Source organism: Bacillus sp. BC08, from assembly GCF_054326875.1.
Map to the genome: position 1 here is coordinate 282461 of NZ_JBTGPA010000035.1, position 23862 is coordinate 306322.

Here is a 23862-nt window from a genome sequence, read left to right on the forward strand (position 1 = left end):
TGAACTTGAGCAATTAACAATAAGGTTAATTGGAACAAGGGTGGAACCACGAATTCAACACTCGTCCCTTTTTACGGGATGAGTGTTTTTTATTTTGAAAAAAAGAGGAGTGACCAGTGATGGCAGATGTAGTTAAAATTACTTTCCCTGATGGAGCTGTGAAGGAGTTTCCAAAAGGCGTAACAACTGAAGAAATCGCAGCTTCTATTAGCCCAGGCTTAAAGAAAAAAGCTGTGGCTGGAAAATTAAACGATGAGATGATCGATCTTGTTACACCAATCGAAGAAGATGGTGCAGTTTCTATTATTACATTAGATTCTGAAGATGGCTTATACATTTTACGCCATTCAACAGCCCACCTTTTAGCACAAGCGTTAAAACGTTTATATAAAGATGCTAAGCTTGAGCTTGGTATTGGTCCAGTAATCGAAAATGGCTTCTACTACGATATTGATATGGAAGAAGCAATTACAGTTGAAGACTTCAAGAAAATTGAAAAAGAAATGCAAAAAATTGTGAACGAGAACTTAGAAATCGTTCGTCATGAAGTACCACGTGCAGAAGCACTTCGTCGCTTTGAAGAAATCGGCGATGAGTTAAAATTAGATTTAATTAACGACCTTCCAGAAGATGCGGTTATTTCAATCTATGAGCAAGGCGAATTCTTCGACCTTTGCCGTGGTGTTCACCTTCCATCTACAGGGAAAATTAAAGTATTTAAATTATTAAGCGTTGCAGGTGCTTACTGGCGCGGCGACAGCAATAATAAAATGCTACAACGTATTTACGGTACTGCATTCGTTAAGAAAGCAGAATTAGATGAGCACTTACGTATGCTTGAAGAAGCGAAAGAGCGCGATCACCGTAAATTAGGTAAAGAATTAAAACTATTTACTAATAGCCAAAAAGTAGGACAAGGTTTACCACTTTGGTTACCAAAAGGTGCAACTATCCGCCGCATTATCGAGCGTTACATCGTTGATAAAGAAGCAAGCTTAGGCTATGATCACGTATACACTCCAGTACTAGGAAGCAGAGAGCTTTATGAAACTTCTGGTCACTGGAATCACTACCGTGATGGTATGTTCCCATCAATGGAAATGGATAATGAAGAGTTAGTTCTTCGTCCAATGAACTGCCCTCACCACATGATGGTTTATAAAAACGATATTCACAGCTACCGTGAATTACCAATCCGTATTGCGGAACTTGGAACAATGCACCGCTATGAAATGTCAGGTGCGTTATCTGGATTACAACGTGTACGCGGAATGACTTTAAACGATGCGCACATTTTCGTTCGCCCAGATCAAATTAAAGAAGAGTTAAAACGAGTTGTAAACTTAACTCTGGAAGTGTACAAAGATTTCGGTTTAGAGAACTATTCATTCCGCCTATCTTATCGTGATCCAGCTGATACTAAAAAGTACTATGCTGATGACGAGATGTGGGAAAAAGCACAAGGTATGTTAAAAGAAGCTATGGATGAAATGGGTCTTGATTACTATGAAGCTGAAGGTGAAGCGGCATTCTACGGTCCAAAACTTGACGTTCAAGTTCGTACTGCTCTTGGAAAAGACGAAACACTTTCAACTGTACAATTAGACTTCTTACTTCCAGAACGCTTTGAATTAGCTTACGTTGGTGAAGACGGTAAACAACATCGTCCAGTTGTAATTCACCGTGGTGTAGTATCAACTATGGAACGTTTCGTAGCCTTCTTAATTGAAGAATACAAAGGTGCATTCCCAACTTGGTTAGCTCCAGTTCAAGCACAAGTAATTCCAGTTTCTCCGCAAGTACATTTAGACTATGCGAAGAAAGTGCAAGATGAACTACGCCGTGCTGGTATCCGTGTTGAATTAGATACTCGTGAAGAGAAGATTGGTTACAAAATCCGTGAAGCGCAAATGCAAAAAATTCCGTACATGCTTGTAGTAGGTGACAATGAAGTAACTGAAAACGGCGTAAACGTACGTAAATACGGTGAACAAAAATCAGAAACAATCGCATTAGATGCTTTTGTTGATATGATTAAAGTAGAAGGAAAACGATAAGACAGAGCCGCGGTATACCGCGGCTTTCGTATGTATTATAAAAAAGAAAAACTAGAAAAAATAACCAAACAATACTTATCATAAAAAAGTATTGCAAGTATGTTAGTTGTTTGTTACAATATTTCTTGTTGTTAGTAAAACACATCGCGTCTTCTTGACAGACGTCATGTCCTATGATAAACTCATCAAGGATAATAGAATATTGTTTTGTGGAACAAGTAGAAGCACCCGCTTCTCACCTGATGGACGCATTCGCAGTTTACAGGTAAATGTATTTCTTACTTAAGAATTTACAAGTGTGGGTGTCGTATGCCCGCACTTTTTTTGTCGGGTTCTATGACTACAAAATATGTTCTGAGAAAACCTTGGAGGTGGCTTACTATTAGCAAGGATATGATGATTAACGAGCAAATTCGTGCACGTGAAGTACGTTTAGTTGGTGCCAATGGCGATCAACTTGGAATCAAGTCTCGTAATGATGCTTTAGACTTAGCTGCAAATCTTAATCTTGATTTAGTATTAGTTGCTCCAAATGCGAAACCGCCAGTATGCCGCATTATGGACTACGGTAAATTCCGCTTTGAGCAACAGAAGAAAGAAAAAGAACAGCGCAAAAATCAAAAAGTAATTAGCATGAAAGAAGTTCGTTTAAGTCCAACAATTGATGAACACGACTTTAACACAAAACTTCGTAATGCTATCAAGTTTTTAGAGAAAGGCGACAAGGTTAAAGCGTCAATTCGCTTTAAAGGACGTGCCATTACTCATAAAGAAATCGGTCAACGTGTTTTAGATCGCTTCTCAGAAGCTTGTGCTGAAGTTAGTACAATTGAATCTAAGCCTAAAATGGAAGGACGTAGTATGTTCTTAGTTTTAGCACCGAAAAACGATAAGTAATAGATAGAGGAGGAAATACCTATGCCTAAACAAAAAACTCATCGCGGCTCTGCAAAGCGTTTCAAAAAGACTGGATCAGGTAAACTGAAACGTTCTCACGCTTACACAAGCCATTTATTCGCTAACAAATCTACAAAAGCTAAACGTAAACTACGTAAAGCTGGTGTAGTAAGCGCTGGTGACTTCAAACGCATTCGTCAAATGCTTGACAACTTAAAATAAGTTCGGCTGATATATAGAACAATTAGGAGGTAATATTATGCCAAGAGTAAAAGGTGGTACAGTTACTCGTCAACGTCGTAAAAAAGTTATAAAATTAGCAAAAGGTTACTACGGTTCTAAGAGTACATTATTCAAGGTTGCTAACCAACAGGTTATGAAATCTCTAATGTATGCATTCCGTGACCGTCGTCAAAAGAAACGTGACTTCCGTAAATTATGGATTACACGTATCAACGCAGCAGCTCGTATGAATGGTCTTTCTTACAGCCGCTTAATGCACGGTCTTAAAAATGCTGGCATCGAAGTTAACCGCAAGATGCTTGCTGACTTAGCTGTTCATGACGAAAAAGCTTTCGCTGAATTAGCAACAGTTGCAAAAAACAACATTAACTAATTAATTAGTTGAAACCTTAGAAGATTTTTCTTCTAAGGTTTTTTTATTTGTATGCAAAGAGAAGTATGTCGTTATCGATATGACAAAATCAATATAAAAGCTATAGCGATATAGAAGAATATATATATGAAGCTAGGAGAATTCTCCTAGCTTTTTTCAATTATCCCTCATTGGAAAGAAGAGTATCTTTCCTACCTGAAACGACACTGCTATAATGGAAAGATGATATGGAACTTTCATCAGATAAAATAAATTTTTTATCAGTGGACAATCCCCGGATAATGATTAACTATCACCAATCGGAGTGAACAATCTAATAGTGATGATTGAAACGTATTTGTAAATTAAGGACAAGCTATTTTGTAAAGAGATAAATGGCTGACTTATTAATAAGAAACGAAAAATAATAATGAACTTTGAGATGAAACAACATTGTTGCGTAAAATGCGATGTTGGAGGAGGACAATAGAATGGACTTACTACAACTATTTAAATTACAAAAAGAATTAGATGACCGTATTGTGAAAGAGCATGATTTACAACCGAAAAAGTTGTTAAAAGAAAAAATGTTAGCTCTTCTTGTAGAAATTGGAGAACTTGCAAATGAAACACGTTGTTTTAAATATTGGAGCAACAAACCAGCATCAGAACGTGAAGTAATATTAGAAGAATACGTAGATGGCTTGCATTTTATTTTATCAATCGGAATTGATTTAGGTATTGATAAAAACTTCCTATTCTATAAATGTGCACAAACGAATAAAACACAAGTAGAAATTTTCTTAGACACATATGCGAAAGTAATTCGTTTTACGGATCAACCATCTATTACGAACTATATTGAATTATTTACAAGCTACCTTCGACTTGGGCAAGCGCTAGAGTTTGAGCAAGAAGAGATTGAAAAGGCATATTTAGATAAAAATGAAGTAAATCATCAGCGTCAAACACAAGGATATTGATTTAATTTTTGAATATTTCAATTTCCTTTTGTATAATGAAGTGACTGAAGAAAAAGGAGGGTGTTGGCAATGACAAAATTAGACGCGACATTGACAATGCTAAAAGAATTAACAGATGCACGTGGCATTGCGGGCAACGAGCGTGAACCACGCGAAGTAATGAAGAAATATATTGAGCCGTTTGCGGACGAACTTTCTACTGATAATTTAGGAAGTTTAGTTGCGAAAAAAGTAGGGGAAGAAAGCGGCCCGAAAATTATGGTTGCAGGTCATTTAGATGAAGTTGGCTTTATGATTACACAAATTGATGACAAAGGTTTCCTTCGTTTCCAAACAGTGGGTGGCTGGTGGTCACAAGTTATGCTTGCGCAGCGTGTGACAATTGTAACGCGTAACGGAGATGTAACAGGTGTAATTGGTTCAAAACCACCGCACATCTTACCTCCAGAAGCGCGTAAAAAGCCAGTAGATATTAAAGATATGTTCATCGATATTGGTGCTTCTAGCCAAGAGGAGGCAATGGAGTGGGGCGTACGACCAGGAGATCAAGTTGTACCTTACTTTGAATTCCAAGTGATGAAGAATGAAAAAATGTTACTTGCAAAAGCATGGGATAACCGAATTGGTTGTGCAATTGCAATTGATGTATTAAAACAATTAAAAGATGAAAAGCATCCAAACGTTGTATATGGCGTAGGGACTGTACAAGAAGAAGTCGGTCTTCGTGGTGCGAAAACATCTGCAAACTATATTAAACCAGATATCGCGTTCGCAGTAGATGTTGGTATCGCTGGTGACACGCCTGGTGTAACGGCAAAAGAAGCACAAAGTAAAATGGGTGATGGACCACAGATTATTTTATATGATGCGTCTGTTATTGGTCATACTGGTTTACGTGATTTTGTAGTTGATGTTGCTGACGAATTAGAAATTCCATATCAATATGATTCAGTAGCGGGCGGTGGAACGGATGCAGGTGCAATTCACATTGCTGTAAATGGTATTCCGTCTATGGCAATTACGATTGCAACGCGCTACATTCATTCTCATGCGGCGATGTTACACCGTGATGACTATGAAAATGCAGTGAAGTTAATTGTAGAAGTTATTAAACGTCTTGATAAAGAGGCTGTACATAACATTACATTTAATTAATAGAAAAAGCGAAGGAGGTGCTCCTTCGCTTTTTTGTATTTTAAAAAGGTCTTTCTAATCCAGCGGCAGTATGAGCTCCTAAAATAATTAAACGAGTTAATTGCATGGCCATAAAATGAGGAGTGTATATCATCCCTCTTTTTAACCATGACATAATCATCCCGATATGAGCCCCTGTCACATAGCTAATCAAAATATCACGAGGAACCATAAGATCTTTATCATCTGGCTGTGAAATCGATAAGCTTAATGTTAAGTGAGTTTGTATTGTTTTCATCATTTTATAAGAGTAGTTTCCGGCAGCTTTATCGCCAAGCATAACGTTATAGAAGTTCACATTTTCTGCAATATGTTCGAATAAAGCTAAAAAGGTTGGATTTGGTGAATCAAATGTAAGTTGAAACTCTTCTTTATTTCTATTTTTTGGTTTAATAACTTCTGCTAATTTTTCTAGCATTTCTTCAATGCTTTTGTCTAATAAGTCATATTTATCGTGGTAATGGCTATAAAACGTAGCACGATTTACAGGAGCGCGTTCTGCGATATGTTGAACAGTTACATCGTCAAATCCTTTTTCGCCTACTAAAGCGACAAAAGCATCCTGTATGAGTTGTCTCGTCCGCTTTACACGTGGATCATTTGTATTTTTAATAGACATTTTTACTTCCCCTCGTTTAATTTTCTATACTTAAACAACATATAGGTATTATATTGTTGTTTAAGCAACATTTCATACGTAAATTGTCGGTTGTAGATTCGAAATAATTATTTATAATTATAAACGATAGTCCTTCAGAAATCAGCACCGCTCGCAGGTAGATAAATTTCGATTTACACCGCAGATGGTGTGATTTTTTTGTTTAAAAGTTAATATAATTAACAATTAAACAGTCTAAACAATAAGGACGTAAATAGTTTAGAAAAAAATTATATGCGATATAAGGAGAGGAATGCAATGAATCAGTTTCGAAGAATGGTGATTATCAACATTATCACATTAATTGTACTAGTTGGCGGCGGTATTGGCGGTTATTACTATTACAATCAAGCGGAAAATTATTTAAAAACAGAAAATGCAAAAATTGATGGAAAAGTAATTCCAATTGCATCACCAGTAGCAGGTAAATTAACTGACTGGAAAGCTGAAGTAGGAAAGAATTACAATGAGAACGATAAATTAGGTGCTGTTACTGTAGCAGCAGCAAATGGGGAACAAACAGTAGATGTAACAATTCCGCAAAATGCAACAGTTGTACAATCAAACGCGACGACAAATGCTTTCGTTGGAGCGGGTAGCCCAATTGCTTATGCATTTGATATGAACAATTTATGGGTAACAGCAAATATTGAAGAAACAGATGTTGACGATGTACAAAAAGGTCAAGACGTAGATGTGTATGTAGATGCATACCCAGATACAACGTTATCAGGAAAAGTAGAGCAAGTTGGATTAACAACAGCTAACACATTCTCTATGTTACCATCAAGCAACGCAACAGCGAACTATACGAAAGTAAAGCAAGTTGTGCCAGTTAAAATTTCTTTAGACCATAGTAAATCAGTAAATATTGTTCCTGGAATGAATGTGTCAGTTCGTATTCATAAGTAAGGGGGAGATGAGATGTCCTCAATTGCAATTGTAGGATATGCACTATTTTGTATAATCGTCTTCTTCCTTGTAAATCGTCTTTTACGAAAGAAAAAAACGAACGCGGGAGAAGAACAAGTCCCAGCCGTAAGTAAAATAGAAGTAAGTAAAGTAGAAACAGAAGAGAAAAAGCAAGAAGCAGAAATTTCTAATGTAGTTGAATTAGAAACAGGCAAGCAAGAAGAAGTAAAACAAGAAAAAGAAATACCGAAAAAACAAACGTCTATGCCTATAGAGAATGTAAATGTAAAAGCAGTTGTAACAGTATTAATTCTTGGTATGTTCGTTTCTATTTTAAACCAAACGATCATTAACGTTGCATTGCCTCCATTAATGAATGAATTTAACGTATCAACTTCAACAGCGCAATGGTTAATTACAGGCTTCATGCTTGTAAATGGTATTTTAGTACCGATTAGTGCCTTTTTAGTTTCACGATTTACGTATCGTAAATTATTTGTAGCGGCCATGTTATTCTTCACGGTAGGATCTATCATTTGTGCTATATCAGGAAACTTCACAATGATGATGACAGGTCGTATTATTCAAGCGGTCGGTGCAGGTATTTTAATGCCAGTTGGTATGAATATTTTCATGACATTATTCCCGCCTCATAAGCGCGGAGCAGCGATGGGATTACTAGGCGTTGCAATGATTTTAGCACCAGCTATCGGACCAACTGTAACAGGCTGGGTTATTGAAAACTATAGCTGGAACTTAATGTTCTACGGAATGTTTGTAATTGGTTTAATTATTACGTTCTTATCTTTAAAATTCTTTACACTAGCTCAGCCAGTGTCTAATACAAAATTAGATGTATTTGGTGTTGTTAGTTCAAGTATTGGACTAGGTAGCTTATTGTACGGATTTAGTGAAGCAGGAAATAATAGTTGGACTAGTGCAGAGGTTGTTATTTCACTTATCATTGGTGTAGTAGGTATTGCGGTATTTATTTGGAGAGAGCTAACAACGGACAATAAAATGCTTGATTTACAAGTGTTTAAATACCCAGTATTTACTTTTACTTTAGTAATTAACGCAATCGTTACGATGGCATTATTCGGAGGTATGTTATTACTTCCAGTATATCTGCAAAACATTCGCGGCTTTACGCCGATTGAATCAGGTTTATTATTACTACCAGGATCATTAATTATGGGTATCATGGGACCTATTGCAGGTAAACTATTTGATAAATACGGTATTCGTCCGTTAGCGATTGTTGGATTAGCCATTACAACGTTTGCGACATATGAATTCACAACGTTATCGATGGATACACCGTATAGCGTTATTATGATGGATTATATTATACGTTCAATTGGTATGTCATTCATTATGATGCCAATTATGACAGCTGGTATGAACGCACTGCCGATGAAATTAATTTCTCACGGTACAGCAACGCAAAATACGTCAAGACAAGTAGCTGGTTCAATTGGAACAGCGATATTAATTACACTTATGACGCAACAAACGACTGCTCACGTAGCAGATTACGGCAACATGTTAACAACGTCAAATCCAATTTTAGTTGATAAAGTACACGGTATGGGCCAAAGTTTAGCAGCAATTGCTGGATCGGCTCAAGCAGGAGATGCGATGAGCACGCAGCTATTATTTGGACAAATTTCGAAGTTATCTGCAATTAACGGTATTAACGATGCCTTCTTAATTGCAACGATACTCGCAGGTATTGCTTGGGTATTATCGTTCTTTTTACCATCAGGCAATAAACCAAATAGAAAAGCAGGGAATTAAATTCCCTGCTTTTTTGTCTTTTTAAAGAGTTAGATATAAAAAATGGTAACCAGTTACGGAGCACAGACCTGTTATAAACAAAATCGTTCCCATAGCACGAAGACTTGATATTTGTCTTCCGCTTATAATAGCTAATAGTCCAGCTAAAGAGAAAAAACTCCAATATAAAGTTCCTGAAATTGGAACGATCCCCTCTAAATCCATTCCATAACCTATACAAATGATAGGAACAAAGATAAGCGATATGCTAATCAAACCAGCTATAATAGTAAGTGATTTACGATATTTAATGCCAGCAATAATTAAAAAAATGCCAACGATGAATTGGCATAACATCAAAGTAAGAGCTAAAATCATCCAAGTTAATATTCCAAACACTTCTGTATTACCTCCGATTTATGAATTTCTAAAAAATATTATATATAGAATGAATCACCTACAGACATGAGCTCCCAGAAGATACCCCCTAATACTCCATCTGTACAAATAATGAATCCCATATTACGTATACTTTTAAGTTTTGCTTGTACTCCACTTATCCCTGCTAATAATCCAGTTAAAGAAAATAGCGTCCAATATAAAGTAGTTGAAATAGGGAGGATTGTATCGATATGAATCCCTACACTTAAAAAAACAAAAGGTAGTGTGACAAAGGAGAAGCTAAGTAGCCCCATTAAACCAATAAATAATTTATGGTGTTTCATGCTAGTAATAATTAAAAAATACCACCGAAAAATCCACATAAAACAAGGAGTGGCATATAAACAACCTAAAGCAAGCTCAACATATATAATCTCCTTCTATGCAATCAGTTATATTTTACTACATGAGGTTTATTTTGGATATTATTAATAAATATGTATAAATTGATAGAAATGAGAAGTAACGATACGAATTAATAGATATAGAGAACGTTAGAGAGGAGGGTGTATATGAAAATTACAGAAGAGAACGTTGCAATACAGCTAAGGAAAAGGAACGAAAAAGCATTATACTTTATTATCGACCAGTACGGTGGACTTATAAAAAGTATTATTCAGAAGCATTTAGCTTCGTTTCAAGATGTGCAAGAGGAATGTATGGATGATGTGTTATTGGCGATTTGGAATCATATTGAAAAGTATGATGAAGAGAAAAATACTTTAAAAAATTGGATCGCAGCTATTACAAAATATAAATCTATCGATTATGCGAGGAAATATGCGAAAACAGTAAATGAAAAAGGGTTAGATCAAATAGGTGAAATAGCGGTGCATACCGATAAGACTAAAAATGAAATTAGCAATGATATGGAACATATATTAGATCATTTAAAGAAGAATGATAAAGAAATCTTTATGAAGCATTACGTGGAAGAAGACAGTGTAGAAAATATTGCAGAGAAAATGGGAGTGAAAACTTCTTTTATATACAATCGTCTATCTAGAGGACGGAAGAAGTTAAGGTCATTATTTTTACATAACCGGATGAAATAAATAAGAAAAGAGGTGAAGAAAATGAAAAATCCATATGAAATGTTAAATGATATAAAAATGGATGAGAATGAATATGAAGAGGTTAACTTAACTCACATAGAGAAACAGAAAATAAAAAAGCGAATTCGTAAAAAAATAAACAAGAACAAAGCTCATACGAAACGGAATGTAGCGATTGTAACATCGGCTGCGGCATTATTTATTATGATGATGACTGTAGATATGAGAAGGATGATTGCGGATATACCGTTAATCGGAAGTAAAATGGAAGACTACGTAAACAGTAGAGGGGAACCTTTAAAAGAATATAAAACGACAATAGGACAAACAGTTTATGATAACGGTGTAGAAGTACGGTTAGATGAAGTGATGATAGATGAAGGGCAGATTATTGTTAATAGTACGTTTAAGTCTAGTCGAATCAATTTAGAAGGTTCTTATCCTAGTCCTGATATTTATATAAATGGAAAACAGTTAAATGGAAGTGGTAGTGGTGGAGACAAGAAAATAAATGAGTACACATATACATTTTTCTCAAATATAGATTTAAAAGATGATGAAATGGATCCTCTAGAAATTCGTGGAGAATGTGATGTACAAGTTGTATATAGGGATATTTCTTTAAAAGAGGGCAATTCAACATGGAAAGGAGAATGGGGCTTTTCCTTCAAAGCGTCTGGAGACAAAATAAAAGCTGAAACGAAAACAATCCCAATCCATAAGCATTTTAAATTAGAAAATGGTCAAAAAATAGAAGTGGAAGATTTAAAAGTGTCTCCTATATCTGCAAAGTTGAACTATAAAATGTTGAATGGAACGAAATTAGAGGTGAAATTTATCGCGAAAGATCAAGATGGAAAAGAGTTAATACCACATTCAGGCCTTACATTATCGAAAAATAGTTATTGGCGATTTGAAAAACTAGAGGATAGTGTAACGAAAATTGTACTGACGCCTGTGCTAACTTCTGGTGAAGAGGAAGAAACGAAAACGGATTATCGAAAAGTGTTAACGGAAGAAGAGTTTGAAGTTGTTATAAAAGAGTAAAGAGAGGTATCGTGATGATACCTCTCTTTATCCTAAAAAGGCTAACATATTATTCATAATATGAAGTAATATAGCTGGAATAATGGATTTTGTTTTTTTACATAAAATGGCCATAAATAGACCCATGATGAACATACTAAACATCACACCAGTTGAGTATATATGACCTATTCCGAAGAGGAAGCTAGACCCAAACGCTGCAATCCAAAATGGGAAGCGCTGTTGTAGGAAGTGAAGAATAATACCGCGGACTATAAGTTCTTCAAAAATAGGTACAAGTATAGCGCCACCTATTAGCAATAATAGTTTGTATTGTTTTAACATTTCTAGGTCTAAAGCGGATGACTGCTCTTTTACCGCATCAGGAAAAAGATTACTAATTATAAATATATCATTAACGATATGTAGTCCATAAAAAAGAATGATATAGATGTATGTGCTTACTTTTTTTAATGCTGTAAAGTTTAGTGTTGGGACAATTAAATTTCTTAATGGCTTATATGCATAAATCAAAATTAATAAAATGCATAATACAAATAAATGCCTCCCAAAAGTAGTAAGTGATTTTGTTAAAGCAATTTGTTTTGGATCGGTTAAACCTTCTGTATAAATAACGGTAGGAAGACCTATAAAGAGGTCGGCTAGGAATCCTGTTCCCCAAATCGCAAAAACGAGTGAAAATAGAAATTGTGAGAGTGACATAGGTTGTTTTTGTGGGTAAGTTAGTTGCGTGGCTTGTATAATAGTGAATCACCTATCCTTGTTCGTTTTGTAGTTATATATAAAGATTATAGGATATTTATGTAAAAAAGTCATTATTGTAGTCAAAATGATATTTTGAAGCTAATATTTACAGACAGTAATGATTTTACATTGATGTTATGTGCAAACGGAAGAAGAGTTTGCAGTTGTTACAAAAGAGTAGGGAGAGGTATCGCGATGATACCTCTTTCTAACTCAAGAATGCCAACGTATTATTCATAATATGAAATAACATAGCTGGAATAATGGATTTTGTTTTTTTACATAAAATAGCCATTAATAATCCCATGAAGAAAGTAATTACCATTACTCCAAGTGAGTATGTATGAGCGATACCGAAGAAGAAACTTGTTATGATGGCTGCAATCCAAAATGGAAAGCGCTCTGAGAAGAAGCGAAGTATAAAGCCACGGAAAATAAGCTCTTCAAAAATTGGTGTAAGTATTGCGAAACCGAGAAGTAATAATATTTGATACTGCTTAAAAACGTCTAAGTTTAATGCGGAAGATTGCTGCTTTGTTGCGTCTTGGAACACATAATTTAACAAGATGTAGTTGAGTAAAATGTTTATAGCGAAGAAAAGAAGTAAGTATACGTATGTACGCCATTCTTTAAGTGCTTTAAAGTTAAATGATTGTAGTAGTAATTTTTTTGCGGGTTCGAATTTGAAAATGAAGAACAACAATACGGCTAGTTGTAATACGATACTTGCAGTATTTACGATCGATTCGTACAGGGCAATTTGTTTTTTATCTGTAAGACCTGTTGTATAAATTGTTAAGGGCATTGCGAGGAACACAGTAATAAGTCCGGTTCCGAAAAAAGCGAATAAAACGGAGCTAATAAATTGTCCCCATGACATAGAGTATTTCTGCTCATTAGAAAGTTGTGTAGCGGGTTGCATGTATAAAATCACCTCTTTATATTTGTATATTTAATTATAAGGTGTTTTATTTTTATATGTAATATTTAAATATTACATATAAAGGTGTATTTTTCGCAAAATAATAAAAGAGGTATCACCCTATAGTGATGCCTCTTTCTCATTGATAACTATGTTCTGCTTTATTATTAGATTTTTGTTGCTCTATTTGCAATTCACGTTCTACCAATCGGTCTAACTGTTGAATAGCTTTTAATGCTTTTTCATAAGAAATCGTTCTATAATGGTGCGCTCCGCCCGGTTCTTCATCTGCTTCGTCTGCCCATTTAATAATGTTTTGAAGAGATGTTCTTTCAATTTCTTGCTGTACTAAGAAAGAATCTGTATGAAGAAGAATCGCGATAGAAATTTCTTTTGCTAGTTTCGGATGTTCTCCTAATCTAATAAGCAATTTATGAGCTCTTTCTGCTCCTTTAATCGCATGGATATCATTCTTTTTATACAAGTCATAGTCCCATTCTCCCTCACTGTACCATGTGTGATGTCCGATATCATGAAGGAAACCAGCTTTTGTTGCAGCATCGACTGAGGCGTGATGCTTTTTTGCTAAGTGAAACGCATGGTAAGCGACAGCAATCGCGTGGACCATTCCGGAACGGTTCACATATTTTTGTGTAATGTGGTGTTTAAAAACTTGTTCAAGCGTAATACGTTGCATAAAACATTCACTCCTTTTTATCTAATGGTGTCTATAAGAAAATCGATCGGTTTAAATGTATTTTGAACATTGTACTCCATCGGGGTAGCGTTAGTAAAGTAGAAATGTTTAGGAGAAGGAAAAAATTTTTCGTAAAAAAATCACCTTAGCTTATGCGAAGGTGATTTTCAAATTGCTTATTTTTTTAGTCCTTGCTCTAATGTTTCTAACATTTCGTGCTTTTCATTTTCATCAGCATTTTTCCAAATGACTTCGAATAAAACACCAAGACCTGGAAGCATTTTTTCTTCACCGCTTTGAATTGCATCGACAATTGTTTCTTGTAATTGATCTTGTGAATTTCCAGATACATTTGCTAATACAGCACCACGTAAATTAAAACTCATTGCTTTCACCTCTTCTTCAGAATTGAAACTGACGTTAGTTTTTGTTCTTTTTTATGTAAATATGTATGAAAAATAGGCTATAATGATAAGACAAGAAGAGAGGGAAATACATATTATGAAAAACATTGATTCAGTACAAAATCCGCGTGTGAAGCAGTGGAAAAAGCTGCAAACGAAAAAAGAGCGCGATAAAAAGGGTTTATTCTTTGTAGAAGGATTCCACTTAGTCGAGGAAGCTTTAAAAGCAGGAGTTGTAACAGAACTGATCGCTTCTGATCAGACAGATCTTCCGAAAGATTGGACAGTTAATGATGTGGAAATGTATATCGTACCTGAAGCAATCGTAAAAATACTTCGTGAAACAGAAACGACGCAAGGCGTATTTGCTGTTTGTGAGAAACACGAGAGTGAAGTGGCTCTTGCTGATGGGAAGTTTCTTTTATTAGATGGCCTGCAAGACCCAGGTAACTTAGGGACAATTATTCGTACAGCTGATGCAGCTGGTATTCATGCCGTTGTGCTTGGAGAAGGCTGCGTTGATGCATATAATAGTAAAGTGCTTCGCTCTACACAAGGTTCTATTTTCCATTTACCAGTTGTAAAAGGTAACTTAGAAGAATGGGTAGACAAGTTAAAAGAAAACAACGTTCCTGTATATGGAACAGCTCTTGAAAATGGAGTTCCGTATGGTGAAGTAACACCAGCTGGTAGTTTTGCATTAATTGTAGGAAATGAAGGAAGCGGCGTAAGCCAAGAAATTCTTGCGAAAACGGATCAAAACTTGTATATTCCGATTTACGGCGGGGCAGAATCATTAAATGTTGCGGTTGCAGCAGGGATTTTAACGTATTATTTGCAAAGCCCAGTTGCGAACAAATAAAAAACTTCTTATAATAAGTTGAAGTATATTATATTAAAAGTTAAATAACGAAAAACGTTGATAGAGAAGAGTAACTTACAAAATCGCCATATAGGGAGAGAATGCCTTAGACTGAAAGTATTCTTATGGTAGACGGAAGTGAATTCACCTCTGGAGTTGACGCCAGGACCATATATATGTAAAGGCGTTCCGGTCAGAATTGATCGTTATAACTAATGAGTGGGCAGACTTGTTCTGTCAATTTAGGGTGGTACCGCGAATTTACCTCGTCCCTTTTTGGGAGCGAGGTTTTTTTATTTTTAAAATTAGGAGGGTTCCAAATGGAAGCACGTTTAAAAGAGCTAAAGCAAAAAGCGTTAGAGCTTATTGAAGAAGCGAAAGAGCTAAAAGGCTTAAACGACGTACGCGTAGCGTACTTAGGAAAAAAAGGTCCAATTACAGAAGTATTACGCGGCATGGGGAAATTATCAGCAGAAGAGCGTCCACGTATGGGAGCATTAGTAAATGAAGTACGTGAAGCGATTCAAACGCGTCTAGACGACAAAATTGGTAACTTAGAAAAAGCAGTAATTGAAGCGAAATTAGCTACTGAAACAATTGATGTTACACTACCAGGTCGTCCTGTTGAAACAGGTTGTCACCATCCGTTAACAGCTGTTGTTGAACAAATTGAAGATGTATTCATCGGTATGGGTTATGAAGTAGCTGAAGGAACAGAAGTAGAAAAAGACTACTACAACTTCGAAGCATTAAACTTACCGAAAGATCACCCAGCGCGTGATATGCAAGATACATTCTACATTACAGAAGAAACGTTACTACGTACACATACATCTTCTGTGCAAGCACGTACGATGGAAAATAATAAAGAAAAAGGTCCGATTAAAATTATTTGTCCTGGTAAAGTGTATCGCCGCGATGACGATGATGCGACGCATTCACACCAGTTCATGCAAATTGAAGGTCTTGTAATTGATAAAAACATTCGCATGAGTGACTTAAAAGGTACACTGCAAGTATTCGTGAAAAAGATGTTCGGTGAAGATCGTGAAATTCGTCTTCGTCCAAGTTTCTTCCCATTCACAGAGCCATCTGTAGAGATGGATATTTCTTGTATGATGTGTCACGGCAAAGGTTGCGGCACTTGTAAAGGAACTGGCTGGATCGAAATTTTAGGCGCAGGTATGGTTCACCCGAACGTACTTGAAATGGCTGGTTATGATTCAAAAGAATATCAAGGTTTCGCATTCGGTATGGGCGCAGAGCGTATCGCAATGTTGAAATACGGCGTAGATGACATTCGTCATTTCTATACAAATGATGTACGTTTCTTACAACAATTCAAACGAGCGTAAGGGAAGGAGAGGATAAGTATGTTCGTATCATATCGTTGGTTACAAGAGTATGTAGATATTAAAGATGTAACAGCACAAGAACTAGCAGACAAAATCACGAAAAGTGGTATTGAAGTAGAAGGTGTTGAAGTATTAAATAAAGGTGTAAAAGGTGTTGTAGTTGGTCACGTATTAGAATGTGAAAAACACCCAGAAGCTGATAAATTAAGCAAATGCTTAATCGATATTGGTGAAGAAGAGCCAGTTCAAATTATTTGTGGAGCTGCTAACATTGCAAAAGGTTTAAAAGTACCAGTTGCAAAAGTTGGAGCTGTACTTCCTGGCAACTTCAAAATTAAAAAAGCAAAACTACGTGGTGAAGCTTCTCACGGTATGGTTTGTGCTCTTCAAGAGCTTGGTATCGATGGGAAACTAGTTGCGAAAGAATACGCAGACGGTATCTTCATCTTCCCAAGTGACGCTGAAGTTGGTGCAGATGCACTTGAAATTTTAAACTTACATGATGAAGTACTTGAGCTTGGTTTAACACCAAACCGTGCAGATTGCTTAAACATGTTAGGTGTTGCATATGAAGTCGCTGCTATTTACGGCCGTGAAGTAAAACTTCCAGCTATCAACTTACAAGAAACAGCAGAAAAAACTGCTGATTACATTTCTGTAAGTGTAGAAGCGAAAGAAGAAAATCCGTTATATATTGCGAAAATGGTAAAGAACGTAAAGATTGGTCCATCACCAATGTGGATGCAAACGCGCCTTATGGCAGCTGGCATTCGTCCAATTAGCAATGTAGTTGATATTACAAACTACATTTTAATGGAATATGGTCAACCGTTACATGCATTCGATTACGATAAATTAGGTTCAAAAGAAATCGTTGTTCGTCTTGCAAAAGAAGGCGAAAAAATTGAAACGTTAGATGATCAAGAGCGTACGTTACAAGATCACCATCTTGTAATTACAAACGGTACAAAAGCTTTAGCTGTTGCTGGTGTAATGGGCGGAGCGGATTCTGAAGTTACAAACGAGACAGTAAACGTTTTAATTGAGTCTGCATACTTTGCAGGTCAAACAGTACGCCGTACATCAAAAGACTTAGGTCTTCGTAGTGAATCAAGTGCACGTTTTGAAAAAGGAATCGATCCAACACGTACATTTGAAGCAATTCAACACGCAGCTGCTTTAATGGCGAAATACGCTGGCGGAGAAGCACTTGAAGGTGTAGTAGAAGCTGATAACTTACAAGTACAAGAACGTACAGTATCTGTTACTGCTGAAAAAGTAAACCGTGTATTAGGTACAAATATTTCTGCAAGTGAAATGGGTACAATGTTCACAAACTTGAAGTTCCCATTCACAGAAGTAGAAGGAACATTCCATGTGAATGTACCAGCACGTCGTCCTGATATTACAATTTCAGAAGACTTAGTAGAAGAAGTGGGTCGCCTATACGGTTATGACCACATTCCAGTTACATTACCTTCTGGAACAATGACTCGTGGTAAATTAACATCAGCACAAACGAAACGTCGTAAAGTACGTCGCTTCTTAGAAGGTGCTGGTTTATATGAAGCAATCACGTATTCATTAACAAGCGCTGACAAAGCGAAACAATATATGGTTGAGCCAAACGAAAAGGCGCCGGTAAACCTTGCACTTCCAATGAGTGAAGAGCGTAGCCAACTTCGTTTAAGCTTAGTACCGCAATTACTAGAAGCAGTTTCATACAATGTTGCACGTAAAAACGATAGCGTTGCTTTATACGAAGTAGGTTCTATCTTCTTACCGACAGAAGCAGGAGAACTTCCGAAAGAAGAACAACATCTTGCAGGTGTTATGACAGGTCTTGCTCTTCACCATGCATGGCAAGGTGAGAAGAAAGTAGTAGACTTCTTCGTTGTGAAAGGTGTACTAGAAGGATTATTCGACGTACTTGGCGTTTCAAACCAAATCACTTATGCACCAGCAAAACGTGAAGGTATGCACCCAGGTCGTACAGCTGACATCGTATTAGATGGCGAAGTAATTGGTTTCATCGGTCAATTGCACCCAGAAGCAGAAAAACAATTAGATGTGAAAAATACATTCGTATTCGAACTATCTCTTGTAAAAGTATTCGGTGCAGACGCAGAAGAAACATACTATGCAGCAATTCCACGTTTCCCATCTATGACACGTGATATGGCTGTTGTTGTAACGAAAGAAACAAAAGCTGGCGAAATGAAGCAAGTCATTGCTGAAGCTGGTGGAGAACTTCTGAAAGACGTAACACTATTCGACTTATACGAAGGTGAAAAAATGGAAGAAGGCAAGAAATCACTTGCATTCTCTATGACTTACTTCGATGCAGAACGTACGTTAACAGATGAAGAAGTAACAGAAGCACATAACCGTGTATTAACAACGGTAGAAGAGAAATTTGGTGCGGAGTTACGTAAGTAATGAGAAATTGCCGGATTCATTCCGGCAATTTTTTTTATGGCATGATTGTCTGGAAATGTCGGTAAGTCGATCCGTGATAAAAATCGCCGATAAATATTAAGGCATCTTGCATCTTTCTCTCGAATGTAGTACATTAATTTTAGTTTAACAAAATGAAAGACGATGATAAGGAAAAGTAGTATATACTATAATCCAAAGCGAGTCAGGGACGGTGAGAGCCTGATGAGGCGGTATATGTGAAGAACACCTTGGAGTTGCTAACCGAAATTGAATCTTGTATTCAAGAGTAGACTTAGACGGGAATCCGGCCTGTTACAAACCGGGAAGTATGTATTACATACGAGTTAAAGTTGGTCTTTATGACAAATTGGGTGGTACCGCGAAGTTTAACCTTTCGTCCCTTTATGGATGAAAGGTTTTTTTGTATTTAAATATATCAGCAAAGGAGAATTTCACTATGGAAAACACATTAGTAAAAAGTCTGTATAGAGATACAGATAAATATGCAGGTCAAACAGTACAAGTATCAGGGTGGATTCGTAACTTACGTGATTCAAAAGCATTTGGTTTCATCGAATTAAACGACGGTAGCTTCTTCAAAAGCGTTCAAATCGTTTTCGATACAGAGTTAGAAAACTTCAAAGAAATTGCAAAACTTCCACTTAGCTCTTCAGTTAAAGTAGAAGGTAAAGTAATTGCAACGCCTGGAGCGAAGCAACCATTTGAAATCAAAGCAGAAAAAATTGATATCGAGGGCTTATCAGATTCTGATTACCCACTTCAAAAGAAACGTCACACGTTTGAATACTTACGTACAATCGCTCACTTACGTCCAAGAACAAATGCATTCTCTGCAACGTTCCGTGTACGTTCTGTCGCAGCATTTGCGATTCACCAGTTCTTCCAAGAGCGTGGATTCGTACATGTTCACACACCAATCATCACTGGTAGTGACACAGAAGGTGCAGGCGAAATGTTCCGCGTAACAACGCAAGATTTAAACAACGTACCAAAAGGTGAAGACGGACAAGTTGATGAATCAAAAGACTTCTTCGGCAAAGAAACAAACTTAACAGTAAGTGGACAGCTGAACGCTGAAGCTTATGCATTAGCATTCCGTGACGTATACACATTTGGACCTACATTCCGTGCGGAAAACTCAAACACAACTCGCCATGCTGCTGAGTTCTGGATGGTTGAGCCGGAGATTGCATTCGCTGAATTAGGCGATGTAATGGATCTTACAGAAGATATGCTGAAATATGCAATGAAATACGTACTAGAGCATGCACCAGAAGAAATGGAATTCTTCAACAGCTTCGTTGATAAAACAGTTCTAGAGCGCATGAACAATGTAATCAACTCTGACTTCGGTCGTATCACATATACAGAAGCAATTAAAGTGCTTCAAGAGTCAGGTGCTGACTTCAAATACCCAGTAGAATGGGGTATTGACTTACAAACAGAGCACGAAAGATACTTATCAGAAGAAATCTTCAAACGTCCTGTATTCGTAACTGACTATCCAAAAGACATTAAAGCGTTCTACATGCGTATGAATGAAGATGGAAAAACAGTAGCTGCTACTGACCTTCTAGTTCCTGGCATCGGCGAATTAATCGGCGGAAGTCAACGTGAAGAAAGAATGGACGTTTTAGTAGATAGAATTAAAGAACTAGGCATGAACGAAGAGGACTACTGGTGGTACTTAGAACTTCGAAAATACGGCGGTACAAAACACGCTGGATTCGGTCTAGGTTTCGAGCGCTTCCTAATGTACATCACAGGCATGGCTAACATCCGTGACGTAATTCCATTCCCAAGAACTCCAGGTTCTTCTGAGTTCTAAAATATGAAAAAAGCGAGAGGATTTCCTCTCGCTTTTTATTTTGCATAGTTTATTAGCTCGTAGCAAAAAGTAACGCGAAGGGGTGAATATAAATGAGTAAAAAAGTGAAAAAAGATCATTCAAGATCAAGCCTTGGTTCTCCAGAAGTAGAAGGACAAGGAACGACGGCACATGAAACAGGTTCTCATAAAGTATCTTCATCAAATAAGAAGCAGAAAAGAAGTTAACATAAAAAAGGAGAGTCTTGGCGGCTCTCCTTTTTTTATATGTATTACACCTTATTATCATTAATTTCTTTTGTAATCTTATCTACATCTTTGTCTAATCGATCTAAATAGAAAAACCATAGTAAGCTCATGAGCACGTAATAGATGGCCATCACACCAAAATTATCAGATATATTTTCGAATGTGGATTTAGTAGTGAAAAAAGCTCCCCAAATGGTAGAAATAGTGAGGTAAGAAAGCGGGCCTACAAGGTGTGCAAAAACATATAATAACTTTTTAACTTTTACAGCATTCATATGAATTCCCTCCTTATGTAAACAATCCTTTTCTTCTAATCATAAACTCAAGTTCCTCACAGAAGTGTTGTAGTTTTGTTGGATTATGTATTAACAAGCGGGCATCGTGTTTCCTGATAAAGTGAAACTTTAATCAGTGGGGGTTTTCTTCATCCCCCACTGATTATTAGTTGAACCAATCGGACTTTTATGGACAGTTGATCCCCCACCTAACTTCTTTGCTTTCGCTGAAATTTGAGGTGGGGGTCTTACTGTCCATTAAAGCGGGATAAATCTTCGAATCCGAAAGTTTAATAAGAAAGACCGGCCATAACGCTCTATTAAATCGTTGAACTCTCGTTGCTCACTTAGTAGCTGAATGTTTTCTCTAATTTCAAACTGTCTTTCGTAGGGATCGCCTAGTAAAATATTTAGAATCATTTGTAGAAGTATCTATGGAAATATCCTCCTACATTAGAATAATCTGTATATTTTAAATGTAACAAAATAATAAGGATAATAGTAGAGTGAAACAAAAAACAGGAGTTTGTAGGCTCCTGTTTTTGTCGATACTATTTTAATAAGCGAAGCGCCTTCTCCTTATTAGCGAAATGCATTTTCACAAACTCAGGTAATCGTTCTTTACCAAGTTTTTGAATTAATTTAGCAGCGGCGATATCAACTTGTTTACCGGCACCTTTTGGAAGTGGCATACCAGCTTTTTTGCTTAGTTCGTCAAACTGTTTTACGAATGAGTAACGAGCTAAAATAGAAGCTGCAGCTACTGCTAAATGGACGCTTTCGCCTTTCGTCGCGAAGTAAACATTTTCACGCTGTACCTGTTTTTGTTTAGCTAAATATTTATAGTATGTATCAGGTTGTGTGAATTGATCGATTAAGACGCCTTCAGGCTTTGTAGGTGCGATTTTTGCTAATAAGTTTGTAATAGCTTTATTATGTAGTAAAGCTTTTAACTTACCTTGGTTGTTTCCTTTATCAAATAGTTCGTTATATTTTTCATTATGAAGGACAAGAGAGCTGTAAGGAACAACATGTAGAAGTTGTTTTGCAATGGCAGTAATTTGATCGTCATTTAAGTTTTTAGAGTCTTTTACACCAAGTTCTTTTAAAAGTGGAATTTGCTTCGCATCCACATATACAGCAACTACTGTCATCGGTCCGAAGAAATCACCAGTACCAACTTCATCTGATCCTACGATAGACATTGTACCGATGGAAGCAGGGGGTGCATAACGGTGTGAATCGACAGATTTTTTTACAGCTGTTTTCGGTGTTTGAGAGACAGTTTGCCAACGAGAAGCTTCTGCTTCAGCACGGCTTCCTTGGAACATCACTTTTCCAGATTTATACGCTGTAATCGTGCAAGATGGCACCTTTGCCATGAAGATTCCGCCTTGTGGAATCTTCGGGCTAAGCGATTGTTTATATTGTTGTTTCATGTCTTCAATTACTGTAGAATTTGTTTGAATTACGATAGAATTTGACATAGTGGTCGCCCCTTTTTTTATATTGTTATTTTTATCATATCGGATTGTTCTTTCTGTTTCCATAATATGATGGTTCATGGTATGATAAACTTTAGGATTCTGTACGTGATTGGAGGCCGGTGAGTTGTCACAACAAAAGGGAAAGAAAAGTCGAATTAATGTAGAAATCTATGGTCAACAATATTCAGTTGTTGGCGATGAAAGTACAAGTCATATCCGCATGGTAGCAGCGATTGTGGATGATAAAATGCGCGAACTCAATGCCAAGAATCCTTCGCTTGACACGAGTAGACTAGCGGTATTGACGGCGGTAAACGTCATACACGATTACATAAAATTAAAAGAAGAACATGAGAAATTGAAAGAAAGTATGACAAAAAAAGGAATGGAATAACATGATTGATATTATTATCATTTTACTGCTTGTTATGGGATTTTTCCTCGGCTTACGCAGAGGGTTTATTCTGCAACTTGTAAAGTTAACAAGCTTTATTATCGCATACCTTGTTGCATACTGGTACTGTAAAGATTTAGCGCCAGCACTTGCGAAATTTATTCCGTATCCATTTGATAAAAACGTATCTGTTCCAGAATGGATTGATGCAAATAATATTGAGACAGTATTTTATCAAGCACTTGCGTTTATCATATTGTTTATTATTACAAAAATTGCACTTTCATTACTTGGTAATTTGTTAAATATGTTTGCAGAAATACCGGTTTTAAAGCAAGTCAATGCGTTTGCGGGGGCAATCCTCGGATTTTTAGAAGTATATATTATTTTGTTTGTTTTAATTATCGTTGGAAACATCCTTCCGATTGAGCAAATACAAACACCATTACAAAAATCATCAATTAGCAAAATAATTGTAGACGATACACCGATTCTTTCTGAAAAGGTGAAGGAACTATGGCAGACAGGTAGCAGAGTATAACTTCTCTTTTTTCGGAAAGAGGAGTTT

25 protein-coding genes, 1 pseudogene and 4 other annotated features (1 of these 30 running past the window's edge) are annotated in these 23862 nt (G+C 36.6%); of the genes and pseudogenes, 17 read left to right on the forward strand and 9 right to left on the reverse strand.

Annotated elements, in window-relative coordinates; genetic code table 11:
• Window positions 1-72 (forward strand) — a binding site (T-box leader) (it extends 156 nt beyond the left edge of the window).
• A gap of 47 nt (window positions 73-119) precedes the next feature.
• From thrS to ACXVYO_RS19580, 6 genes are all read left to right on the forward strand, one after another.
• Window positions 120-2057, forward strand: coding sequence for a threonine--tRNA ligase (gene thrS, locus ACXVYO_RS19555; protein WP_000786073.1), 1938 nt, complete (start codon window positions 120-122; stop codon window positions 2055-2057).
• Window positions 2058-2267: 210 nt separating this feature from the next.
• Window positions 2268-2388 (forward strand) — a sequence feature (ribosomal protein L20 leader region).
• Between the two features lie 62 nt (window positions 2389-2450).
• On the forward strand, window positions 2451-2954 hold the full coding sequence (gene infC, locus ACXVYO_RS19560) for a translation initiation factor IF-3 (RefSeq protein ID WP_000973214.1): 504 nt from the start codon (window positions 2451-2453) through the stop codon (window positions 2952-2954).
• A 21-nt stretch (window positions 2955-2975) separates the two neighbouring features.
• On the forward strand, window positions 2976-3176 hold the full coding sequence (gene rpmI / locus ACXVYO_RS19565) for a 50S ribosomal protein L35 (RefSeq protein ID WP_001125946.1): 201 nt from the start codon (window positions 2976-2978) through the stop codon (window positions 3174-3176).
• 37 nt (window positions 3177-3213) lie between these two features.
• Window positions 3214-3570, forward strand: a complete 357-nt coding sequence (gene rplT / locus ACXVYO_RS19570) for a 50S ribosomal protein L20 (RefSeq protein ID WP_001138364.1) — start codon at window positions 3214-3216, stop codon at window positions 3568-3570.
• Window positions 3571-4040: 470 nt separating this feature from the next.
• Window positions 4041-4532, forward strand: a complete 492-nt coding sequence (locus ACXVYO_RS19575) for a dUTP diphosphatase (RefSeq protein WP_000365057.1) — start codon at window positions 4041-4043, stop codon at window positions 4530-4532.
• Window positions 4533-4601: 69 nt separating this feature from the next.
• On the forward strand, window positions 4602-5687 hold the full coding sequence (locus tag ACXVYO_RS19580) for a M42 family metallopeptidase (protein ID WP_458468260.1): 1086 nt from the start codon (window positions 4602-4604) through the stop codon (window positions 5685-5687).
• A 40-nt stretch (window positions 5688-5727) separates the two neighbouring features.
• On the opposite strand, the gene ACXVYO_RS19585 is transcribed toward ACXVYO_RS19580, so the two are convergent.
• Window positions 5728-6345: a TetR/AcrR family transcriptional regulator gene (locus tag ACXVYO_RS19585; RefSeq protein ID WP_458468261.1), complete on the reverse strand. Its 618-nt coding sequence runs from the start codon at window positions 6343-6345 to the stop codon at window positions 5728-5730.
• Between the two features lie 297 nt (window positions 6346-6642).
• On the opposite strand from ACXVYO_RS19585, the gene ACXVYO_RS19590 reads away from it, so the two are divergent.
• Both ACXVYO_RS19590 and ACXVYO_RS19595 read left to right on the forward strand, forming a co-directional pair.
• The gene (locus ACXVYO_RS19590) at window positions 6643-7296 is read left to right on the forward strand and encodes an HlyD family secretion protein (protein WP_458468262.1); all 654 of its coding nucleotides are present in this window, start codon (window positions 6643-6645) and stop codon (window positions 7294-7296) included.
• A 12-nt stretch (window positions 7297-7308) separates the two neighbouring features.
• A complete protein-coding gene (locus ACXVYO_RS19595; protein ID WP_458468263.1) occupies window positions 7309-9096 on the forward strand; it encodes a DHA2 family efflux MFS transporter permease subunit in 1788 nt (595 codons plus the stop codon).
• Window positions 9097-9117: 21 nt separating this feature from the next.
• Here the strand turns inward: ACXVYO_RS19595 and ACXVYO_RS19600 are convergent, their stop codons facing one another.
• On the reverse strand, window positions 9118-9474 hold the full coding sequence (locus tag ACXVYO_RS19600) for an ammonia permease (RefSeq protein ID WP_458468264.1): 357 nt from the start codon (window positions 9472-9474) through the stop codon (window positions 9118-9120).
• Between the two features lie 38 nt (window positions 9475-9512).
• Window positions 9513-9856 (reverse strand): annotated as a pseudogene (locus ACXVYO_RS19605) (DNA-binding protein).
• A gap of 172 nt (window positions 9857-10028) precedes the next feature.
• On the opposite strand from ACXVYO_RS19605, the gene ACXVYO_RS19610 reads away from it, so the two are divergent.
• Window positions 10029-10571: a sigma-70 family RNA polymerase sigma factor gene (locus tag ACXVYO_RS19610; RefSeq protein ID WP_458468265.1), complete on the forward strand. Its 543-nt coding sequence runs from the start codon at window positions 10029-10031 to the stop codon at window positions 10569-10571.
• Window positions 10572-10592: 21 nt separating this feature from the next.
• Window positions 10593-11618: a DUF4179 domain-containing protein gene (locus ACXVYO_RS19615; RefSeq protein WP_458468266.1), complete on the forward strand. Its 1026-nt coding sequence runs from the start codon at window positions 10593-10595 to the stop codon at window positions 11616-11618.
• A gap of 27 nt (window positions 11619-11645) precedes the next feature.
• Here the strand turns inward: ACXVYO_RS19615 and ACXVYO_RS19620 are convergent, their stop codons facing one another.
• The 4 genes from ACXVYO_RS19620 to sspI all read right to left on the reverse strand — a co-directional run bounded on the left by ACXVYO_RS19620 (window position 11646) and on the right by sspI (window position 14367).
• The gene (locus ACXVYO_RS19620) at window positions 11646-12320 is read right to left on the reverse strand and encodes a CPBP family intramembrane glutamic endopeptidase (RefSeq protein ID WP_458468267.1); all 675 of its coding nucleotides are present in this window, start codon (window positions 12318-12320) and stop codon (window positions 11646-11648) included.
• Window positions 12321-12570: 250 nt separating this feature from the next.
• Entirely contained in the window at window positions 12571-13284 is a 714-nt protein-coding gene (locus ACXVYO_RS19625; protein ID WP_458468268.1) for a CPBP family intramembrane glutamic endopeptidase, read from the reverse strand.
• Between the two features lie 139 nt (window positions 13285-13423).
• Window positions 13424-13981 (reverse strand): HD domain-containing protein, encoded by a 558-nt coding sequence (locus ACXVYO_RS19630; protein ID WP_061677062.1) that lies wholly within the window; start codon window positions 13979-13981, stop codon window positions 13424-13426.
• A 176-nt stretch (window positions 13982-14157) separates the two neighbouring features.
• The gene (gene sspI / locus ACXVYO_RS19635) at window positions 14158-14367 is read right to left on the reverse strand and encodes a small acid-soluble spore protein SspI (protein WP_000009509.1); all 210 of its coding nucleotides are present in this window, start codon (window positions 14365-14367) and stop codon (window positions 14158-14160) included.
• Window positions 14368-14449: 82 nt separating this feature from the next.
• Here sspI and ACXVYO_RS19640 point away from each other — a divergent pair, with 82 nt between their 5' ends.
• From ACXVYO_RS19640 to ACXVYO_RS19660, 5 genes are all read left to right on the forward strand, one after another.
• Entirely contained in the window at window positions 14450-15247 is a 798-nt protein-coding gene (locus tag ACXVYO_RS19640; protein ID WP_458468269.1) for a TrmH family RNA methyltransferase, read from the forward strand.
• Between the two features lie 48 nt (window positions 15248-15295).
• Window positions 15296-15524: a binding site (T-box leader), on the forward strand.
• A 43-nt stretch (window positions 15525-15567) separates the two neighbouring features.
• Window positions 15568-16602, forward strand: a complete 1035-nt coding sequence (pheS, locus tag ACXVYO_RS19645) for a phenylalanine--tRNA ligase subunit alpha (RefSeq protein WP_000388217.1) — start codon at window positions 15568-15570, stop codon at window positions 16600-16602.
• Between the two features lie 18 nt (window positions 16603-16620).
• Entirely contained in the window at window positions 16621-19041 is a 2421-nt protein-coding gene (gene pheT / locus ACXVYO_RS19650) for a phenylalanine--tRNA ligase subunit beta (RefSeq protein ID WP_458468270.1), read from the forward strand.
• A 153-nt stretch (window positions 19042-19194) separates the two neighbouring features.
• Window positions 19195-19446: a binding site (T-box leader), on the forward strand.
• Between the two features lie 52 nt (window positions 19447-19498).
• A complete protein-coding gene (asnS, locus tag ACXVYO_RS19655; RefSeq protein ID WP_000432171.1) occupies window positions 19499-20890 on the forward strand; it encodes an asparagine--tRNA ligase in 1392 nt (463 codons plus the stop codon).
• Window positions 20891-20982: 92 nt separating this feature from the next.
• The gene (locus ACXVYO_RS19660; protein ID WP_060486527.1) at window positions 20983-21117 is read left to right on the forward strand and encodes a YuzL family protein; all 135 of its coding nucleotides are present in this window, start codon (window positions 20983-20985) and stop codon (window positions 21115-21117) included.
• Between the two features lie 44 nt (window positions 21118-21161).
• Here the strand turns inward: ACXVYO_RS19660 and ACXVYO_RS19665 are convergent, their stop codons facing one another.
• Window positions 21162-21413: a hypothetical protein gene (locus tag ACXVYO_RS19665; RefSeq protein WP_458468271.1), complete on the reverse strand. Its 252-nt coding sequence runs from the start codon at window positions 21411-21413 to the stop codon at window positions 21162-21164.
• 551 nt (window positions 21414-21964) lie between these two features.
• Window positions 21965-22900: a ribonuclease HIII gene (gene rnhC / locus ACXVYO_RS19670; RefSeq protein WP_458468272.1), complete on the reverse strand. Its 936-nt coding sequence runs from the start codon at window positions 22898-22900 to the stop codon at window positions 21965-21967.
• 124 nt (window positions 22901-23024) lie between these two features.
• Here rnhC and zapA point away from each other — a divergent pair, with 124 nt between their 5' ends.
• Both zapA and ACXVYO_RS19680 read left to right on the forward strand, forming a co-directional pair.
• The gene (gene zapA / locus ACXVYO_RS19675) at window positions 23025-23294 is read left to right on the forward strand and encodes a cell division protein ZapA (RefSeq protein WP_000082701.1); all 270 of its coding nucleotides are present in this window, start codon (window positions 23025-23027) and stop codon (window positions 23292-23294) included.
• Window position 23295: 1 nt separating this feature from the next.
• Window positions 23296-23835: a CvpA family protein gene (locus ACXVYO_RS19680; protein WP_000565411.1), complete on the forward strand. Its 540-nt coding sequence runs from the start codon at window positions 23296-23298 to the stop codon at window positions 23833-23835.
• Window positions 23836-23862: the final 27 nt, after the last annotated feature.

Bases quoted from the DNA above. Each gene is read 5' to 3' on its own strand.
- ACXVYO_RS19585 (WP_458468261.1), bottom strand. From the start codon at position 6,345: ATGTCTATTAAAAATACAAATGATCCACGTGTAAAGCGGACGAGACAA.
- sspI (WP_000009509.1), bottom strand. From the start codon at position 14,367: ATGAGTTTTAATTTACGTGGTGCTGTATTAGCAAATGTATCTGGAAAT.
- rnhC (WP_458468272.1), bottom strand. From the start codon at position 22,900: ATGTCAAATTCTATCGTAATTCAAACAAATTCTACAGTAATTGAAGAC.
- thrS (WP_000786073.1), top strand. From the start codon at position 120: ATGGCAGATGTAGTTAAAATTACTTTCCCTGATGGAGCTGTGAAGGAG.
- ACXVYO_RS19630 (WP_061677062.1), bottom strand. From the start codon at position 13,981: ATGCAACGTATTACGCTTGAACAAGTTTTTAAACACCACATTACACAA.
- pheS (WP_000388217.1), top strand. From the start codon at position 15,568: ATGGAAGCACGTTTAAAAGAGCTAAAGCAAAAAGCGTTAGAGCTTATT.
- pheT (WP_458468270.1), top strand. From the start codon at position 16,621: ATGTTCGTATCATATCGTTGGTTACAAGAGTATGTAGATATTAAAGAT.
- rplT (WP_001138364.1), top strand. From the start codon at position 3,214: ATGCCAAGAGTAAAAGGTGGTACAGTTACTCGTCAACGTCGTAAAAAA.
- ACXVYO_RS19595 (WP_458468263.1), top strand. From the start codon at position 7,309: ATGTCCTCAATTGCAATTGTAGGATATGCACTATTTTGTATAATCGTC.
- ACXVYO_RS19625 (WP_458468268.1), bottom strand. From the start codon at position 13,284: ATGCAACCCGCTACACAACTTTCTAATGAGCAGAAATACTCTATGTCA.
- infC (WP_000973214.1), top strand. From the start codon at position 2,451: ATGATGATTAACGAGCAAATTCGTGCACGTGAAGTACGTTTAGTTGGT.
- ACXVYO_RS19575 (WP_000365057.1), top strand. From the start codon at position 4,041: ATGGACTTACTACAACTATTTAAATTACAAAAAGAATTAGATGACCGT.
- ACXVYO_RS19660 (WP_060486527.1), top strand. From the start codon at position 20,983: ATGAGTAAAAAAGTGAAAAAAGATCATTCAAGATCAAGCCTTGGTTCT.
- ACXVYO_RS19610 (WP_458468265.1), top strand. From the start codon at position 10,029: ATGAAAATTACAGAAGAGAACGTTGCAATACAGCTAAGGAAAAGGAAC.
- ACXVYO_RS19615 (WP_458468266.1), top strand. From the start codon at position 10,593: ATGAAAAATCCATATGAAATGTTAAATGATATAAAAATGGATGAGAAT.
- rpmI (WP_001125946.1), top strand. From the start codon at position 2,976: ATGCCTAAACAAAAAACTCATCGCGGCTCTGCAAAGCGTTTCAAAAAG.
- asnS (WP_000432171.1), top strand. From the start codon at position 19,499: ATGGAAAACACATTAGTAAAAAGTCTGTATAGAGATACAGATAAATAT.
- ACXVYO_RS19680 (WP_000565411.1), top strand. From the start codon at position 23,296: ATGATTGATATTATTATCATTTTACTGCTTGTTATGGGATTTTTCCTC.
- ACXVYO_RS19640 (WP_458468269.1), top strand. From the start codon at position 14,450: ATGATAAGACAAGAAGAGAGGGAAATACATATTATGAAAAACATTGAT.
- ACXVYO_RS19590 (WP_458468262.1), top strand. From the start codon at position 6,643: ATGAATCAGTTTCGAAGAATGGTGATTATCAACATTATCACATTAATT.
- ACXVYO_RS19620 (WP_458468267.1), bottom strand. From the start codon at position 12,320: ATGTCACTCTCACAATTTCTATTTTCACTCGTTTTTGCGATTTGGGGA.
- ACXVYO_RS19580 (WP_458468260.1), top strand. From the start codon at position 4,602: ATGACAAAATTAGACGCGACATTGACAATGCTAAAAGAATTAACAGAT.
- ACXVYO_RS19665 (WP_458468271.1), bottom strand. From the start codon at position 21,413: ATGAATGCTGTAAAAGTTAAAAAGTTATTATATGTTTTTGCACACCTT.